This is a genomic window from Streptomyces sp. BK239 (genome assembly GCF_004217285.1).
Lineage (GTDB): Bacteria > Actinomycetota > Actinomycetes > Streptomycetales > Streptomycetaceae > Streptomyces.
Genome location: NZ_SHKS01000006.1, coordinates 136,572 through 152,014, shown reverse-complemented (window position 1 = coordinate 152,014; position 15,443 = coordinate 136,572). Strand labels below are relative to the sequence as shown.

Genomic DNA, 15,443 nt, shown 5'->3' with positions numbered 1-15,443 from the left:
CTCGGGGCCTGCCAGATAGCCTTCCGCCATGACCACGATGCCCCGCGGCGGAGCCGCTGATGTCCACGGCGTTGTGCGACGCCGCCGCGCCGTCGCCGCCGCCGGCGCCGTTTGTGCCGGACTGCTCGTCCTGTCGGCCTGCGACAAGCCGACCCCGCTGTCCACGATCACCGTCGGCCAGTCCTCGGTCAGCGAGGAGGCCACCTGCGGCGGTGAGGGCAAGACCCTGACCACCGAGGCGCTCACGGCGTGCCTGAAGGACACGGACATCAAGTCGATCAAGGTCGACCCGGACGAGACGGTGCGCTTCGGCGTCGACCCCGACGTCGCCGAGAAGCGCTGGACGATCCTGATGAACGGTCAGCCGCTCGTCGAGGACACCGACAAGACGTACCGCACGATCCCCGGCAGCGTCTTCTTCAACGCCCAGTACGGCGCGCAGGGCGACTCCACGCTCGTCTCCATCAAGGCGGGGGACGGCAAGAAGGAGAGCCAGGCGGTCACCGGGCTGTGGTCGTTCAAGCTGAAGAAGGACGACTGATCGCTTCCGCCGGGCGGCGCGTGCTGGTGGCCACCGCGGTCCCCGTGGAGCGGGACGCGGTGGCACAGGCGTTCGACGGGCCGGGGCGCGAGGTGCGGCTGCCCGGGGCGAGCCTGCTCAGGACGACGTCGGGGCCGCTGACGGTGGATCTGCTGGCCGCCGGCGTGGGACCCGCCCTCGCCGCCGCCTCCACCGCGAGCGCCCTGACCGCCGCCGCCCTCGGCGACGCCCCCTACGGCCTCGTCGTCTCCGCCGGTATCGCCGGCGGCTTCACGCCCTCAGCGGAAGCCCCGGCCGGGCAGGACGAGAGCGGCGCGCCCGTCGGCTCCCTCGTCGTCGCCGACGAGATCACCGCCGCCGACCTCGGCGCAGAGACCGCCGACGGCTTCCTGCCCGTCACCGACCTGGGCTTCGGCGCCGTCACCCACCGGCCGCCCGCCGCCCTCGTGCGGCAGGCCGCGGCCGCCGTCGGGGCGGGCACCGGCACGGTCCTCACGGTGTCCACCGTGACCGGCACCGCCGCCCGCGCCGCCGCCCTGCGCTCCCGCCATCCCCGCGCCCTCGCGGAGGCCATGGAGGGCTTCGGGGTCGCCGAGGCCGCCGCCGCGCACGGCACGCCGGTGCTGGAGATCCGCGCGGTCTCCAACCCCGTCGGCCCCCGCGACCGGGCCGCCTGGCGCATCGGCGACGCCCTGACCGCCCTGACCGGGGCCTTCGGGAAGCTCACGCCCGTCCTCAGGAGTTGGAACGCGTATGACCACGACCGGTGACCCGCTGCGTATCGCGTACTCGCCCTGCCCGAACGACACCTTCGTCTTCGACGCCCTCGCCCACGGCCGGGTGCCCGGCGCGCCCGCGCTCGACGTGACGTTCGCGGACATCGACGTCACCAACGGCATGGCCGAGCGCGGCGAGCACGACGTGCTGAAGGTGTCGTACGCCGTGCTGCCGTACGTCCTCGACGCCTACACGCTGCTGCCGTGCGGGGGCGCGCTGGGCCGGGGCTGCGGGCCGCTGGTGCTCACCCGGGAGCCGGGACTCGGACTTGCCGGCCGCACGGTCGCCGTGCCGAGCGAGAAGTCGACGGCCTATCTGCTGTTCCGGCTGTGGGCGGCGGACCAGGTGCCCGGCGGGGTCGGCGAGATCGTCGTCATGCCGTTCCACGAGATCATGCCGGCCGTGCGGGACGGCAAGGTGGACGCGGGACTGGTCATCCACGAGGCCCGCTTCACCTACCGGAACTACGGGCTGCACAAGCTCGCCGACATGGGCGAGCACTGGGAGGACACGACGGGCCTGCCCATCCCGCTCGGCGCGATCATCGCCAAGCGCGCGCTGGGAGCGGCCGCGCTGACCCGGCTCGCCGACTCGATCCGCACCTCCGTGCGAGCCGCGTGGGACGCGCCGGAGGTCTCCCGCCCGTACGTCATGGCGCACGCCCAGGAGATGGACCCGGCCGTCGCCGACCAGCACATCGGCCTGTACGTCAACGAGTTCACGGCCGACCTGGGCGACGACGGCTACGCGGCGGTGCGCGGGCTGCTGACGCGCGCGGCGGCCGAGGGACTGGTGCCGCCCCTCGGCCCGGACGCGCTCGCTTTCCCCTGAGCCCCCGCGGTTCAGACGTCCAGCTGGTCGGCGACGGCGCGGAGCAGGCCGGCGATCTTCTTGCCGGAGGTCTTCTCGGGGTAGCGGCCCTTCTCCAGCATCGGCGTGATGTTCTCCAGGAGGGTCGTCAGATCCTGGACGATCGAGGCCAGTTCGTCCGGCTTCTTGCGGGTCGCGGCGGCGACCGAGGGGGTCGGGTCCAGGACGACGACGGAGAGGGCCTGGTCACCGCGCTGCCCGGCGACGACGCCGAACTCCACGCGCTGTCCCGGCTTCAGTGCCTCGACTCCGGCGGGGAGGACCGAGGAATGGACGAAGACGTCGCCGCCGTCGTCGCGGGAGAGGAAGCCGAAGCCCTTCTCGCTGTTGAACCACTTGACCTTGCCAGTCGGCAAAGCACACGCTCCCTCGATCGGTCCCGGGCGCTCCTGGACGCCGGTTGAACTGCCGTCATGACACCCTACCGGGGGTCTCTCCAGGCGGGCACGCCTTAAAACGAGCCGAAGCACAGTGCGCCAAGGGGGTCGCGAAACCGCCGGGACGATCACGTTCCGCCGAAGCGGTGACCCTCGTGCCGGACGGCCCCGGGAGGAGCGGGACTACCCTGGAGCGGTGCGTGACGAGACCGAGACGACTTCAGACACTTCCGGCACTCCCGGTCTTTCCGGCGCTTCCGGTGCTCGCGGTGAGACCCCCGCGCCCGGCGACAGGCTGATCCGGGCCGGGGCGCTGGTGTTCTTCGCCGGCGCCGTGGCCACCCTGGTCACCGTGGCCCCGCTGTTCCTCGGGACGACGCCTTTCCCGACGTTCATGTTCGGACTGAGCATGCTCATGGGCGTCGGCTTCTTGCTGACCGGGGCGGGCGTGCTGCGGTCGGTCGCGGCGGGGCGGCGTCAGGCGCGCGCGGGACGGTAGGCGGCCAGCCAGGCGGGGAACTCCGTGAGGTCCCCGAGGACGACGTCCGCGCCAGCGTCCGTCAGCTCCCGCGCGTCGCACGGGCCGGTGGCCACGGCGACGGAGAGGGCCTCGGCGGCCCGCGCCCCGCGCACGTCCCCGACATGGTCGCCGACGTACACGTCCGCGCCGTGCTCGCGCAGGGCCGCCGCCTTCTCCTCGGCCCACAGGTCGCCGACGACCGCGTCGGGCTCGATGCCCAGGTGGGCGAGGTGCAGCTCGGCGTTGGGCTCGTACTTGGCGGTGACGACGACTGCCTTCCCTCCGGCGGCGCGCACCGCCGCGATCGCCTCCCGCGCGCCGGGCAGCGCGAGGGTGGGGGCGATGGCCACGGTCGGGTAGATCTCGCGGTACAGGTTCCCGACGGCGTCGACCTCGTCGGCCGGGAACCAGTTGACCAGCTCGTCGGCGAGCGGCGGGCCGAGACGGGTGACGACGAGGTCGGCGTCTATGGGGCGGCCGGTGCGCTCGGAGAGGGCGGTGTAGCAGGCGTGGATGCCGGGGCGCGAGTCGATGAGGGTCATGTCGAGGTCGAAGCCGACCGTGAGCGTGGGGGTGGTGGCCATGGAGGCCATTGTGCTGGCCGGCGGGGCCGGCGCCCCCGCCGCCCCCTCCCGCCCGAGCGCCCCGAGCGCTACTTCCGCCGCTGCGACCGCCACACCAGGAACAGGGCCGACGCCACCGCCGCCCCCCGCACGACCCACGGGAAGGTCTCGTGGATCGCGTCGTTCAGGTGGCCCTCGGCGACGGGCGCGCCCCAGCGGCCCTCGGTACGGCCCCACAGCCACACCACGCCGGACGCCACCGCCAGCCCCGGCAGGACCATGACGGCCCACTGCGTCTCCCGCTCGGTCAGCCGGCGTGAGGCGTAGGCGATCAGCCAGCCCACGATCAGCGCGAGCCAGCTCCCGGCCACCGCGCCGGCGACGAGGCAGCCGGCGGCGAGCAGCAGGAGCGGGTTGCTCCAGCGGCCGCCCCGCAGCAGGGGGGCCAGCCGGCGCCGACGTCCCGCCGGGGCGGCTTCCGCCTCCTCTTCCCTCTCGGGCTCCTCGGGGGCCTGCTCCTTCTCCGTCCGCTTCGGGGGCGGCGGCTTGAGCATGTCGGGGATCTCGACGCCGCCGACGAAGCCGGGGACCTCGTCGCCCAGGTCGAAGGGACTCGGCTCGCGCCGCCGCCACCAGTCCGGGGACTCGACGCCGTCGCCGAGTTCGTGCGCGCCGGCGCGGTGCGGCGGGGACGGGACGTCGGGAGGGGCGGGCGTGTCCGGCTTCTGCCGGGGGCGCGGCACGACCCGGCGGAACCGCCCGGGCCGCTCGCCCCCGCTCTCGTCCTCGCGGTCGCGCTGCGCGGGCACGGAGGGAGCGGCGGGCTCCTCGGGCACGTGAGGGGAGCCGCCGGCCGCGGCGGCCACCAGGTCGTCCGGACTGCCGAGCCGGTCGAGGATGCGGCGGACGGCGGCGGGAGAGTCCACGGGCGACCTGGCGCGCCGTTTGTCGATCTCGTTCCGCAGGTCCGACACGAGCCGCATCCGCATGGCCGAGGACAACTGCCGCTGCTGGGCCACGTCACCGACGCGGCTCAGGAACTCGTACACGACCTGGTCGCTCTCGATCCCCACGAAGTCCCTCCGGGGGGTTGGTCGTTGTCGTCCCCTTTGGTCACGGTACCGTGCCGGCGGGGTGCCGCCGTCCAGACCCCCCGCATCGGCCTGAACGGCCGTGTCCTCGACCGCCGGACGGGCTGAGCGATGCTCTCCGGGGCCGCCGTCGTACCCACCCGCTAACGTGGGTCAGATGAGCCCTGAGGACGCCCCGGCCCCCCGCTCCCTCGCGGAGGCCCTCCGCGGCAGGGACGACGCCTCCCTGGCCGCCCTCCTGCGCCACCGCCCCGATCTCATCACCCCGGTCCCCACCGACCTCACCCAGCTCGCCACCCGCGCCGGCACCCGCGCCTCCGTCGTGCGCGCGCTGGAGCGGCTGGACCGGTTCGCCCTGCAGACCGCGGAGGCGCTCGCGGTGGCCGGGGACCCGGCGTCGTACGACGAACTGCTGGGGCTGATGGCGGGGGACAAGCCGGACCGGGCCGTCGTCGAGGCGCTGCCCGGCGCGGTCGCCGCACTGCGGGAGCAGGCGCTGGTGTGGGGCGCCGACGATCGGCTCCGGCTGGTCCGCACCGCGCGGGAGCTGCTCGCGCCGTCGCCGCAGCACCCGTCCCCCACCGGGCTCGGCCCCTCCGTGCGGGAGGCCACGGCGGGGATGTCGCCGGGCCGCATCCAGGAGATCGTGGCGGCGGCCGGACTGCCGTCGACGCACGACTCCGTGTCGGCGGTGGCCGCGCTGAGCTCCCTCTTCTCCGACCGGCGCAGGATGAAGGCGCTGCTGGCCAAGGCCCCGGCCGACTCCCTCGACGTGCTCGACCGGCTGGTGTGGGGGCCGCCGTACGGGCAGGTGACGGCGGACCCCGCGCCCAGGCTGCGCTGGCTGCTGGACCGGGCTCTGCTGCTGCCCACCTCGCCCGGCACGGTCGTGCTGCCGCGCGAGGTCGCCCTGCACCTGCGGGCGGGCCGGGCCCACCGCGCGGTGGAGCCGGTGCCGCCCGCCGTGGAACCGGCCGTGGTCCACCGCCCACAGGTGGTGGACGCGACGGCGGCCGGGCAGGCGTACACGGCGCTGACGACGGTCGAGGAACTGCTGAAGGACTGGGACGAGGGCGGCCCGACCGTGCTGCGGGCGGGCGGGCTCAGCGTGCGCGACCTCAAGCGCACGGCCGTCGCGCTGGACGTCTCCGAGCCCGTCGCCGCGTTCTGGGTGGAACTGGCCTACGCGGCGGGGCTGATCGCCTCCGACGGCGAGGCCGACGAGCGGTACGCGGCGACCCCGGAGTACGACGAGTGGCGGGAGCGTCCGGCGGCCGAGCGGTGGGCGCGGCTCGCCCGGGTGTGGCTGTCGGCGACCCGGACGTCCGGGGTCGTGGGCGGGCGGGACCTGAAGGACCGCGCGCTGTCGGCGCTGGGCCCCGGGCTCGACCGTTCGGCCGCGCCGGAGGTACGGCGCCGCGTGCTGACGCTGCTGGCCCGGCTGCCGGAGGGCGGGGCGCCGGACGCGGAGACGGTGTTGGCCCGGCTGCGCTGGGAGCGGCCGTTGCGCAACCAGGGCGTCTCGCAGCCGGCCCAGGGGCAGCCGCACCCGCCGCGGGGCGAGGACGACGACCTGCGCTCACGGCTCGCCCGCTGGACGCTGAGCGAGGCGGAGCTGCTGGGCGTGACCGGCCGGGGCGCGCTGTCGGCGCACGGGCGGGCGCTGCTCGGCGCGGACGCGGAACCGGAGGCCGGGGCGGGCGGCACCACTGTGGGTGCCGCAGCGGCCCTGAGCCCCACAACCACCGTACTCGGCAAGGCAGTTGCCGCTAGCGTTGCCGACGCGGAGGCCGCAGCCGCCGACGCCGCCCGGCTGCTCGCGCCGCTGCTGCCCGAGCCGCTGGACCACGTGCTGCTCCAGGCCGATCTGACCGCCGTGGCACCGGGCCCCCTGCACCGCCCGCTCGCCGACACCCTCGGCGTACTCGCCGACGTGGAGTCGAAGGGCGGCGCGACCGTCTACCGCTTCACGCCCGCCTCCGTGCGGCGCGCCCTGGACTCCGGGCAGACCGCGTCCGACCTGCACGCCTTTCTCACCGCGCACTCCCGCACGCCGGTCCCGCAGCCGCTCGCGTACCTGATCGACGACGTGGCACGCCGGCACGGCCATCTGCGCGTGGGCGCGGCCTCCGCCTACGTCCGCTGCGACGACGACGCCCTGCTGAACGAGATCCTCGCCGACAAGCGTGCCGCGACCCTGCGGTTGCGCCGGCTCGCGCCGACCGTGATCGCCGCCCAGGCCGACCCGGCGACACTGCTGGAGGGGCTGCGCGCGATGGGTTACGCGCCGGCCGCCGAGTCCGCGGAGGGGGACGTGGTGATCACCCGGGCCCTCGCCCACCGCACCCCGCCCCGCACGGCTCCCGTGCCGGTCCCGGACGGCCCGCCGGTCCCCGACGCCACCCTTCTCGCCGCCGCGATCCGCGCGATCCGGGCCGGCGACCTGGCTTCCACGGCCCCGCGCAAGGCTCCCGACGCCGCCCCTCTGGCCCCCGGCGAACTGCCCCGCACCGGTCCGGCCGAGACCCTCGCCACCATGCAGGCCGCCGTCCTCACCGGCGAGGCCCTGTGGATCGGCTACGTCAACGCGGAGGGCGCCGCCAGCCAGCGTGTCATCGCCCCGGTGCGGGTGGAGGGCGGCTTCGTGACGGCGTACGACCACACGGCGGACGAGGTCCGCACCTACCCGCTGCACCGGATCACGGGCGTCGCGGAGCTGGCCGACGACTGACCGGGCCGGGACGCCCTCGGGCGGCCGTCGGCCTCAGCAGTCCCCGACGTCCGCGTCGGCCGGCAGGTCGAAGTGGGCGCGGGCCTCGGCCGCCAGGGCGTCGGAGGACATCGGGTCCTGGACGGCGGACGCGGCGACGACGCCGAAGCGGGCCCGCACCCACGGCGCGGCGGCCGCCCCCTCGGGCGGCTCCTCCCGGGACACGATCCGGTAGCCGCCGGCGGCCGACGCGTCCCGCTCCAGCCGCACCACCTGCGGGACCTGCGCGCCGGCGCACTCCACGAGCGCGTCCTCGCGCACCCCGTACTCCACGCACAGCGTGTCGACGTCGGCCCGCACGGCGTCCCCGCGCTCCTCCAGACCGAGCGCCTCCGCCCGGCAGAACCAGCGCGCCTGAGACGCCGGCTCGCCCTCGTCGGCCCCGCGCGCCTCCAGCCCGTCCTCCAGGACCGGCCGCACCCGGCCCCACAGCCCGTCGTCGACCTCGGCCGGCCGCATCGCCCACACTCCGCTGGCCACCAGCACCACCACGGCTCCCGCGCCGGTCGCCCAGCCACGGGCCGACAGCACCGTCATACCGAGACCTCCCTCACCACGGCCACGGCCACGCCCCGCGCGGCCGCAACCTCCGGTCGTCCCCTGGTCAGACGCCCGAGGGGGGCACAGGGTTGTCCGGCCGTTCCGGGGAAGCGGCCCGCCGCTCGGACGCGCGGTGCGGCACACTGGAGGTTTGGCCGTGCGGAAGGGATGTGCGTACGTGAACGGACCGCTGATCGTCCAGTCGGACAAGACTCTGCTGCTCGAGGTCGACCACGAGCAGGCCGACGAGTGCCGTCGCGCCATCGCTCCGTTCGCGGAGCTGGAGCGGGCGCCCGAGCACATCCACACCTACCGGGTCACCCCGCTCGGCCTGTGGAACGCGCGGGCGGCCGGGCACGACGCCGAGCAGGTGGTGGACGCGCTCGTGCAGTACAGCCGCTACCCGGTGCCGCACGCGTTGCTCGTGGACGTCGCGGAGACGATGGACCGCTACGGCCGGCTGACGCTCAGCAAGCACCCGGCGCACGGTCTGGTGCTGACCACCACCGACCGGCCGGTGCTCGAGGAGATCCTGCGCTCGAAGCGGATCACGCCGCTCGTCGGCGCCCGCCTCGACCCGGACACCGTCGTCGTGCACCCCTCCGAGCGCGGCCAGATCAAGCAGACGCTGCTGAAGCTGGGCTGGCCGGCCGAGGACCTCGCCGGGTACGTGGACGGCGAGGCGCATCCGATCGGGCTCGCCGAGGACGGCTGGGCGCTGCGGCCGTACCAGAAGCAGGCCGTGGAGAACTTCTGGCACGGCGGGAGCGGCGTGGTGGTCCTGCCCTGCGGCGCGGGCAAGACGCTGGTCGGCGCGGGGGCGATGGCGCAGGCCAAGTCGACCACGCTGATCCTCGTCACGAACACGGTCTCGGCCCGGCAGTGGAAGCACGAGCTGGTGAAGCGGACCTCGCTGACCGAGGACGAGATCGGCGAGTACAGCGGCACGAAGAAGGAGATCCGGCCTGTCACCATCGCCACCTACCAGGTGCTGACGACGAGACGCAAGGGCGTCTACCCGCACCTGGAGCTGTTCGACTCCCGGGACTGGGGCCTGATCGTCTACGACGAGGTGCACCTGCTGCCGGCCCCCGTCTTCAAGTTCACCGCCGACCTCCAGGCGCGGCGGCGGCTGGGCCTGACCGCGACGCTGGTGCGGGAGGACGGCCGTGAGTCGGACGTGTTCTCCCTCATCGGGCCGAAGCGGTTCGACGCGCCGTGGAAGGAGATCGAGGCGCAGGGCTACATCGCGCCGGCGGACTGCGTCGAGGTCCGGGTGAACCTGACCGACTCCGAGCGGCTCGCGTACGCGACCGCAGAGACGGAGGAGAAGTACCGCTTCTGCGCGACGACGGCGACGAAGCGGAAGGTGACCGAGGCGCTGGTGCGGCGTTTCGCCGGGCAGCAGATCCTCGTCATCGGGCAGTACATCGACCAGCTGGACGAGCTGGGCGAGCATCTGGACGCGCCCGTGATCAAGGGCGAGACCTCCAACGCGCAGCGCGAGAAGCTCTTCGACGCGTTCCGGGAGGGCGAGATCAGCGTGCTGGTGGTGTCGAAGGTCGCGAACTTCTCGATCGACCTGCCGGAGGCGACGGTCGCCATCCAGGTGTCGGGGACCTTCGGGTCACGGCAGGAGGAGGCTCAGCGGCTGGGCCGGGTCCTGCGCCCGAAGGCGGACGGACACCAGGCCCACTTCTACTCGGTCGTGGCCCGCGACACCATCGACCAGGACTTCGCCGCCCACCGTCAGCGGTTCCTGGCGGAACAGGGCTACGCGTACCGGATCGTGGACGCGGACGAGCTGCTGGCGGACAGCTGACGCCGGGAGCTTCCCACGGGTTCGGCCGACGGGCGTCTCACTTGCGGCGGACGCCCGCCTCCTCGCCGTACTCACCGAGGACGATCACGTCGAAGGCGGCGCCGGCGAAGACCTTCACCGCGCGCAGGGCGTCGCCGAGGAGGTGACGGTGGGCGCCCGCGACGGGAGTGGCGCCGGCCGGGAGGCGGGCTGGGTGAACGGTCGCTGCACTCATGTCTCCATCATGCGAGCCGCTTCCCCGGTGATGCATCGGCTGCGGTCCGGGGCCGCGCCGAGGCGGACACGGACGACGGGATCACAGGCGGCGTCCGTCTCCCCGCGCCCCTGGAGCGGGCCGTCAACGGGGGCGTAAATCCATTGGCGTCACCCGGCGCCCCTCACCTACACTCTCCGCTCTTGCCCGCCTCCCTCACGGAGTGCCGTCGTCCGGCCGGAAACCGGACGGCATCCCGCAGCGCCGGAGCCCAGCATCCGGCGCGGTTCCCGCAGCGCCCTTCCCGCAGGTCCCTCCGGAGGCACCCCCTTGTCCACGCCCGCCGTACCCGCGCAGGACTCCCCCGACGCCGTCGACGACCCGCTGGGCCGTGAGCGCGCCCACCTCGGCGCCTCGCGTGCCGCGCTGCGGGCCATGCGCGAGGACGTCGAGGCCCTCGACATCAGCGACGTCACCGCGAACTGGGTCAACGCGCAGATCCTGGAGCGCCAGATCGGCGAGCGGATCAAGGCGCTGGCCGACCTCAGCGACATCCCGCTGTTCTTCGGCCGCCTCGACTACCTGCACGCTCCGGGGGCCGAGAAGGCGGAGGGGGCCGAAGGGGAGTCCTTCTACATCGGGCGGCGGCACGTCCACGACCACGACGGCGACCCCATGGTCATCGACTGGCGCGCGCCCGTCTCGCAGCCGTTCTACCGGGCCTCCAAGCACGATCCCATGGACGTCGGGCTGCGCCGCCGCTTCGGCTACACGGGCGGCGCCCTCACCGCGTACGAGGACGAGCACCTCTCCGACCCCGCCGAGGCGGCGGTCGTCAGCAAGCTGCTCCAGCAGGAGATCGAGCGTCCGCGCGTCGGCCCGATGCGCGACATCGTGGCGACGATCCAGCCCGAGCAGGACGAGATCGTACGGTCGGGGCTCTCGGGCAGCGTCTGCGTGCAGGGCGGTCCGGGGACCGGGAAGACCGCCGTCGGTCTGCACCGCGTCGCCTACCTCCTCTACGCCCACCGCGAGCGGCTGGCCCGCACCGGCACGCTGGTGATCGGGCCGAACCGGTCCTTCCTCCACTACATCGAGCAAGTGCTTCCCGCACTGGGTGAGTTGACGGTCCGGCAGGCCACGGTCGAGGACCTGGTCGCGCATGTGGAGGTGCGCGGCGAGGACGAGGCGGCGGCGGCCGTCGTCAAGGGCGACGCCCGTATGGCGCAGGTGCTCCGCCGGGCCCTGTACTCGCACATCACGATGCCGGCCGAGCCCGTCGTCGTGGTGCGCGGCTCCCGCCGCTGGCGGATCCCGGCGTACGAACTGGAGTCGATCGTGCGGGAGTTGCTGGAGCGGGACATCCGCTACGGTGCCGCCCGCGAAGCCCTGCCGCAGCGCGTCGCGCACGCGGTGCTGGTCCAGATGGAGCGGGCCGGGGAGGCTCCCGACGACCGGGTGCAGGACGCCGTGGCCCGCAACAGCGCGGTCAAGGCGGCGGTGAAGGCGGTGTGGCCGCCGGTCGACCCGGCGAAGCTGGTCCTGCGGCTGCTGACCGACGCGGAGTTCCTCGCCGCCCACGCCGAGGGCGTCCTCACCGAGGAGGAGCAGAAGACGATCCTGTGGGCGAAGCCGGTCCGCTCCGTGAAGTCGGCGAAGTGGTCGACGGCGGACGCGGTGCTGGTCGACGAGGCGTGCGACCTCGTCGAGCGCACGCACTCGCTGGGCCACGTGGTGCTGGACGAGGCGCAGGACCTCTCCCCCATGCAGTACCGGGCCGTCGGCCGCCGCTGCTCCACCGGCAGCGCGACCGTGCTGGGCGACCTCGCGCAGGGCACCACGCCTTGGGCGACGAGAAGTTGGCCGGAAGCCCTCGCCCACCTCGGCAAGCCCGAGGCGGTGATCGAGGAGTTGACGGCCGGCTTCCGCGTCCCGACGGACGTCATCGGCTACGCCTCCCGGCTCCTCCCGCACATCGCGCCGGGCCTGACCCCGGTCGCCTCGGTCCGTGAGAACCCGGGCTTCTTCGCCGTCCGCCAGACCTCGGGGGACGGTGAAGTGGTCGCCGCGTGCGAGGAGTTGCTGCGCCACGAGGGCTCGACGGGGCTGATCGCGGCGGACGCCCGCATCCCGGCCCTGGCCGAGGCGCTCGGCGCGGCGGGCATCGGCCATCTCGCCCCCGGCGAGGAGACCACCCACGAGACCCGTCTGACGCTGGTCCCCGCCTCGCTCGCCAAGGGCCTGGAGTACGACTACGTGGTCCTGGACGAGCCGCAGGCGGTGGTGGACGGCGAACCCGACGAACGAACGGGCCTGCGCCGCCTGTACGTGTCCCTGACCCGAGCCGTCTCCGGCCTGGTCATCACCCACAGGACCCCGCTGCCGGCCCAGCTCGGCTAGGTGCTGACCCGTTTCCGGTCCGCGTCCAGTGCGCCGCGCCACCGCGCCACCGCCGAGGTCGACACCGGCTCGGTCCAGCCTGCGGGCCGGGCCGCTCCTCCGATGTGGAAGGCGTCGACGCCGGCGGCGCGCAGGGTGGGCACGTGGTCGAGGCGCAGGCCTCCGCCGACGAGGAGGCGCTGCTCGTAGCCCGGCTCGCCGCCGCGGGAGGCCTCCGCGAGGAGGGTGGGCAGGCCCTCGTCGACGCCTGCCGGGGAGCCGGCCGTGAGGTAGGCGTCCAGGCCGGGCAGACCGTCCAGCTGCTTGCGCAGGGCGTCGCGGTCGGCGGCGTGGTCGATGGCGCGGTGGAAGGTCCAGCGGCAGCCGGCCAGCTCCGCGACGACGCTCTCCACCGCCGGCAGGTCCACCGCGCCCTCCTCGTCGAGGAAGCCGAGCACGAACTCCCGTGCGCCGGCCGCCGTCAGCTCCCCGGCGGCCCGGACCAGCCGGGCGAGGCCCTCGGGGCCGCCGGCGGCGAAGCCGTCGGTCAGGCGCAGCATCACGCGCAGGTCGATGTCGACGGCGGCGCGGATCGCCGCGAAGGTCCGCACGGGCGGGGTGAGCCCGTCGGCGGCCATGTCGGCGACCAGTTCGAGGCGGTCCGCGCCTCCGGCCTGGGCGGCGATCGCGTCCTCGGCGTCGAGTGCGATCACCTCCAGGACTGCACGCTTGCTCATGGGTCCCCATTCGTCGGCGTTCACGGGTGGCTACAGGTCCGGGTGGGATCGGGTAGAGGTCCGGGCCGGCACAGGTCCGGGCCGGGTACAGGTCCGGGTCGGGTACAGGTTCCGGGCCGGGTACAGGTCCGGGTCGGGTACAGGTTCCGGGTCGGCTATAGGTCTAGTCCAATTCAAGGGTACGCCGCCCGCCCGGGACGCGGGAGTCGGCGGCGCCGTCATCGGCCACGTCGCGCGGCGCGTAAGAATGACGTCCATGACCCCATCGGCCGACGACCGCGAAGCCCCGGCCGCCGGAGGCGGCCTCGACGCCCTGCGCGCCCGCTTCGCCCACGCCCTCGAAAGCGCCCGCGGCCCCGCCCCCGGCCCGGACCCCCTCCCCTACGCCGACGCCCTCCTCGCCCGCTGGCGGGAGCCGCAACGCCGCTACCACACGCTCACGCACCTCACGGCCGTCCTCGACCACGTCGACGCCCTCGCGGAGCACGCCGGCGACCCGGACGTCGTCCGCCTCGCCGCCTGGTTCCACGACGCCGTCTACCTGCCCGAGCGCTCGGAGAACGAGGAGCGCTCGGCCCGTCTCGCCGAGCGCGCGCTCCCCGAGGCCGGTCTGCCGGACGCGAAGACCGCCGAGGTGGCCCGCCTGGTCCGGCTCACCGTCACCCACGCCCCGGCCGACGACGACCCCGACGGCCAGGTGCTCTGCGACGCCGACCTCGCGATCCTGGCCGCGCCGCCGTCCGCGTACGCCGCGTACACGGCCGCGGTCCGCGAGGAGTACCACTTCGTCCCGAACGACGCCTTCCGCGAGGGCCGCGCGGCGATCCTGCGCCAACTCCTCGACCTGCCCAGCCTGTTCCACACCCCGCACGGCGTGGAGCACTGGGAGCCGACGGCGCGCCACAACCTCCGAGCGGAACTCGAACTGCTGACGCGGTGACCTGCCTCGGAGTAGCGTCGGGCGCGTCCCCCTACCGGAAGGATCGCGCTCCATGAGCGAACAGCCGCCGCTGCCGGGAGCGCCCGCCGAGACGGTCGTGGCGTCCCCTCACGGCGGCACGCTGCGCATCCCCACGCCGCGCCTCACTCTCGAAGGCGTGGCCCCGGACGCCGCCGCCGGTCTCCGGGCGGGCGGCGACGGCGGGTTCGCCTGGCTCGGGGGCGCGCCCTTCGAGGGCACCCGGGACGTCTCCGGGATGCTGACGCAGGCGCACGCCGCCGGGGTGTACCGGCCCGAGTTCGGGATGTTCGCGCTCGTGCGGCGCGACGACGACCTCGCCGTCGGCAGCATCGCCTTCCACGGACCCCCCGACGACGAGGGCCGCGTCGAGATCGGCTACGACCTCGTCGAGTCCGCCCGCGGACACGGCTATGCCACCGAGGCGGTCGACGTCCTCACCGCCTGGACGCTGGCCCGGGACGACGTGGGCTGCGTGTGCGCGACGGTCGAGGAGACGAACACCGCGTCCCAGAACGTGCTGCACCGGGCCGGGTTCACCCGCGCACGGCTGAACGGCGACGAGCTGCTGCTGTACGTCCGCAGCCGGGGGTGAGACGTGCGGGCGGGCGCTGCTCTCGCACCCCGCCCCGTCAGGCCGGCCGGCCCTTGGGTCTGCGCAGGCCGGCCGCCGTCAGCAGACGGACCACCTCGCGGCTGCTGACCTCGACCGCGCCGGCCGCGACCGCGTCCGCGTAGCGGTGCGACGGGAGGTCGTAGTGGTCCCGTTCGAAGGCGCGCCGAGGCACACCCAACGCCTCGGCGAAAGCGTGCAGTTCGTCGAAGGAGAGGTCGCTGACCAGATGGGACCACAGCCGGCCGTGACCGGGCCAGCTCGGCGGGTCGATGTAGACCGTCACCGGGACCTCACGAGGCCGGCGGCCCGCCGACCGCCCGGCCCAGCGTGCCCACCGCCGCGACCCGCACCCCCGCCTTGTGGCACACCCAGTGCGGGTCCGGACCGAGTTCGGGCTCCACTTCGAGCGCGTGCGGGTCGCCCGAGCCGCACACCGGGCACAACGGCCAGCGCCCGTACCGCTCCAGCAGCGCGTCCTGCACGTCCTGCGCGACCAGCCCGGCGACGAACGCCACGCCCTCCGGCCACTGCTCGACCCACCAGCGCCGCTGCACCACGGAGTCCTCGACCATCGAGACGACGTCCGCCGCGGCGACGTCGCCCGCGGCCAGATCGGCGAGCACCAGGGCGCGGGCCGCGTGCAGCGCCTGTTCCAGGGGGGCGACGGGGTTGCCGGAGGAGGGGTCCAT

Annotated in this window: 17 protein-coding genes; 9 read left to right on the top strand and 8 right to left on the bottom strand. The window is 74.5% G+C overall.

All coding sequences use genetic code 11. From position 1 onward, the window contains the following. Positions 1-28: 28 nt before the first annotated feature. Genes EV567_RS19985 through EV567_RS19975 form a run of 3 tightly spaced genes read left to right on the top strand, consistent with a single transcriptional unit; the run spans position 29 to position 2,149 of the window. Positions 29-541 (top strand): DUF2771 domain-containing protein, encoded by a 513-nt coding sequence (locus EV567_RS19985; protein ID WP_130442000.1) that lies wholly within the window; start codon positions 29-31, stop codon positions 539-541. A gap of 26 nt (positions 542-567) precedes the next feature. After that, positions 568-1,311, top strand: coding sequence for a futalosine hydrolase (locus EV567_RS19980; RefSeq protein ID WP_242620910.1), 744 nt, complete (start codon positions 568-570; stop codon positions 1,309-1,311). Beyond that, entirely contained in the window at positions 1,295-2,149 is an 855-nt protein-coding gene (locus EV567_RS19975; protein ID WP_130441996.1) for a 1,4-dihydroxy-6-naphthoate synthase, read from the top strand. Before EV567_RS19980 ends, EV567_RS19975 begins: the two co-directional genes overlap by 17 nt. A gap of 11 nt (positions 2,150-2,160) precedes the next feature. On the opposite strand, the gene EV567_RS28410 is transcribed toward EV567_RS19975, so the two are convergent. Beyond that, entirely contained in the window at positions 2,161-2,544 is a 384-nt protein-coding gene (locus EV567_RS28410) for a cold-shock protein (protein ID WP_130441994.1), read from the bottom strand. Positions 2,545-2,761: 217 nt separating this feature from the next. Between EV567_RS28410 and EV567_RS19965 the strand changes: the two genes are divergently transcribed. Beyond that, positions 2,762-3,064, top strand: a complete 303-nt coding sequence (locus tag EV567_RS19965) for a hypothetical protein (RefSeq protein ID WP_407071605.1) — start codon at positions 2,762-2,764, stop codon at positions 3,062-3,064. Here EV567_RS19965 and EV567_RS19960 read toward each other — a convergent pair. Together EV567_RS19960 and EV567_RS19955 are read right to left on the bottom strand one after the other, a co-directional pair. Then, a complete protein-coding gene (locus EV567_RS19960; protein WP_130442600.1) occupies positions 3,043-3,678 on the bottom strand; it encodes an HAD family hydrolase in 636 nt (211 codons plus the stop codon). The two genes, EV567_RS19965 and EV567_RS19960, sit on opposite strands and share 22 nt — an antisense overlap. Positions 3,679-3,737: 59 nt before the next feature. Continuing rightward, on the bottom strand, positions 3,738-4,721 hold the full coding sequence (locus EV567_RS19955) for a hypothetical protein (RefSeq protein WP_130441992.1): 984 nt from the start codon (positions 4,719-4,721) through the stop codon (positions 3,738-3,740). A gap of 175 nt (positions 4,722-4,896) precedes the next feature. Here EV567_RS19955 and EV567_RS19950 point away from each other — a divergent pair, with 175 nt between their 5' ends. Beyond that, on the top strand, positions 4,897-7,470 hold the full coding sequence (locus EV567_RS19950; protein WP_130441990.1) for a helicase C-terminal domain-containing protein: 2,574 nt from the start codon (positions 4,897-4,899) through the stop codon (positions 7,468-7,470). Positions 7,471-7,503: 33 nt separating this feature from the next. Here the strand turns inward: EV567_RS19950 and EV567_RS19945 are convergent, their stop codons facing one another. Then, the gene (locus EV567_RS19945; protein ID WP_207228812.1) at positions 7,504-8,046 is read right to left on the bottom strand and encodes a hypothetical protein; all 543 of its coding nucleotides are present in this window, start codon (positions 8,044-8,046) and stop codon (positions 7,504-7,506) included. Between the two features lie 181 nt (positions 8,047-8,227). On the opposite strand from EV567_RS19945, the gene EV567_RS19940 reads away from it, so the two are divergent. Further along, the gene (locus EV567_RS19940) at positions 8,228-9,871 is read left to right on the top strand and encodes a DNA repair helicase XPB (RefSeq protein ID WP_130441988.1); all 1,644 of its coding nucleotides are present in this window, start codon (positions 8,228-8,230) and stop codon (positions 9,869-9,871) included. A 37-nt stretch (positions 9,872-9,908) separates the two neighbouring features. On the opposite strand, the gene EV567_RS19935 is transcribed toward EV567_RS19940, so the two are convergent. Further along, complete coding sequence (locus tag EV567_RS19935; RefSeq protein ID WP_207228811.1) at positions 9,909-10,085, bottom strand: hypothetical protein; 177 nt, start codon at positions 10,083-10,085, stop codon at positions 9,909-9,911. A gap of 309 nt (positions 10,086-10,394) precedes the next feature. Here EV567_RS19935 and EV567_RS19930 point away from each other — a divergent pair, with 309 nt between their 5' ends. Continuing rightward, entirely contained in the window at positions 10,395-12,464 is a 2,070-nt protein-coding gene (locus EV567_RS19930) for an AAA family ATPase (protein WP_130441984.1), read from the top strand. Here the strand turns inward: EV567_RS19930 and EV567_RS19925 are convergent. Next, entirely contained in the window at positions 12,461-13,180 is a 720-nt protein-coding gene (locus tag EV567_RS19925; RefSeq protein ID WP_130441982.1) for a copper homeostasis protein CutC, read from the bottom strand. The two genes, EV567_RS19930 and EV567_RS19925, sit on opposite strands and share 4 nt — an antisense overlap. 256 nt (positions 13,181-13,436) lie before the next feature. On the opposite strand from EV567_RS19925, the gene EV567_RS19920 reads away from it, so the two are divergent. Together EV567_RS19920 and EV567_RS19915 are read left to right on the top strand one after the other, a co-directional pair. After that, on the top strand, positions 13,437-14,120 hold the full coding sequence (locus EV567_RS19920; RefSeq protein WP_130441980.1) for an HD domain-containing protein: 684 nt from the start codon (positions 13,437-13,439) through the stop codon (positions 14,118-14,120). A 52-nt stretch (positions 14,121-14,172) separates the two neighbouring features. Next, positions 14,173-14,733: a GNAT family N-acetyltransferase gene (locus EV567_RS19915; RefSeq protein WP_130441978.1), complete on the top strand. Its 561-nt coding sequence runs from the start codon at positions 14,173-14,175 to the stop codon at positions 14,731-14,733. A gap of 37 nt (positions 14,734-14,770) precedes the next feature. Here the strand turns inward: EV567_RS19915 and EV567_RS19910 are convergent, their stop codons facing one another. Both EV567_RS19910 and EV567_RS19905 read right to left on the bottom strand, forming a co-directional pair. Further along, the gene (locus tag EV567_RS19910; RefSeq protein WP_130441976.1) at positions 14,771-15,037 is read right to left on the bottom strand and encodes a DUF4031 domain-containing protein; all 267 of its coding nucleotides are present in this window, start codon (positions 15,035-15,037) and stop codon (positions 14,771-14,773) included. Positions 15,038-15,044: 7 nt separating this feature from the next. After that, positions 15,045-15,443 carry a hypothetical protein gene (locus EV567_RS19905; protein ID WP_130441974.1) on the bottom strand — a complete coding sequence of 133 codons (399 nt, stop codon included), beginning with the start codon at positions 15,441-15,443 and terminating at the stop codon, positions 15,045-15,047.

Bases quoted from the DNA above. Each gene is read 5' to 3' on its own strand.
- EV567_RS19985 (WP_130442000.1), top strand. From the start codon at position 29: ATGACCACGATGCCCCGCGGCGGAGCCGCTGATGTCCACGGCGTTGTG.
- EV567_RS19975 (WP_130441996.1), top strand. From the start codon at position 1,295: ATGACCACGACCGGTGACCCGCTGCGTATCGCGTACTCGCCCTGCCCG.
- EV567_RS19960 (WP_130442600.1), bottom strand. From the start codon at position 3,678: ATGGCCTCCATGGCCACCACCCCCACGCTCACGGTCGGCTTCGACCTC.
- EV567_RS19950 (WP_130441990.1), top strand. From the start codon at position 4,897: ATGAGCCCTGAGGACGCCCCGGCCCCCCGCTCCCTCGCGGAGGCCCTC.
- EV567_RS19945 (WP_207228812.1), bottom strand. From the start codon at position 8,046: ATGACGGTGCTGTCGGCCCGTGGCTGGGCGACCGGCGCGGGAGCCGTG.
- EV567_RS19935 (WP_207228811.1), bottom strand. From the start codon at position 10,085: ATGAGTGCAGCGACCGTTCACCCAGCCCGCCTCCCGGCCGGCGCCACT.
- EV567_RS19925 (WP_130441982.1), bottom strand. From the start codon at position 13,180: ATGAGCAAGCGTGCAGTCCTGGAGGTGATCGCACTCGACGCCGAGGAC.
- EV567_RS19920 (WP_130441980.1), top strand. From the start codon at position 13,437: ATGACCCCATCGGCCGACGACCGCGAAGCCCCGGCCGCCGGAGGCGGC.
- EV567_RS19915 (WP_130441978.1), top strand. From the start codon at position 14,173: ATGAGCGAACAGCCGCCGCTGCCGGGAGCGCCCGCCGAGACGGTCGTG.
- EV567_RS19905 (WP_130441974.1), bottom strand. From the start codon at position 15,443: ATGGACCCCTCCTCCGGCAACCCCGTCGCCCCCCTGGAACAGGCGCTG.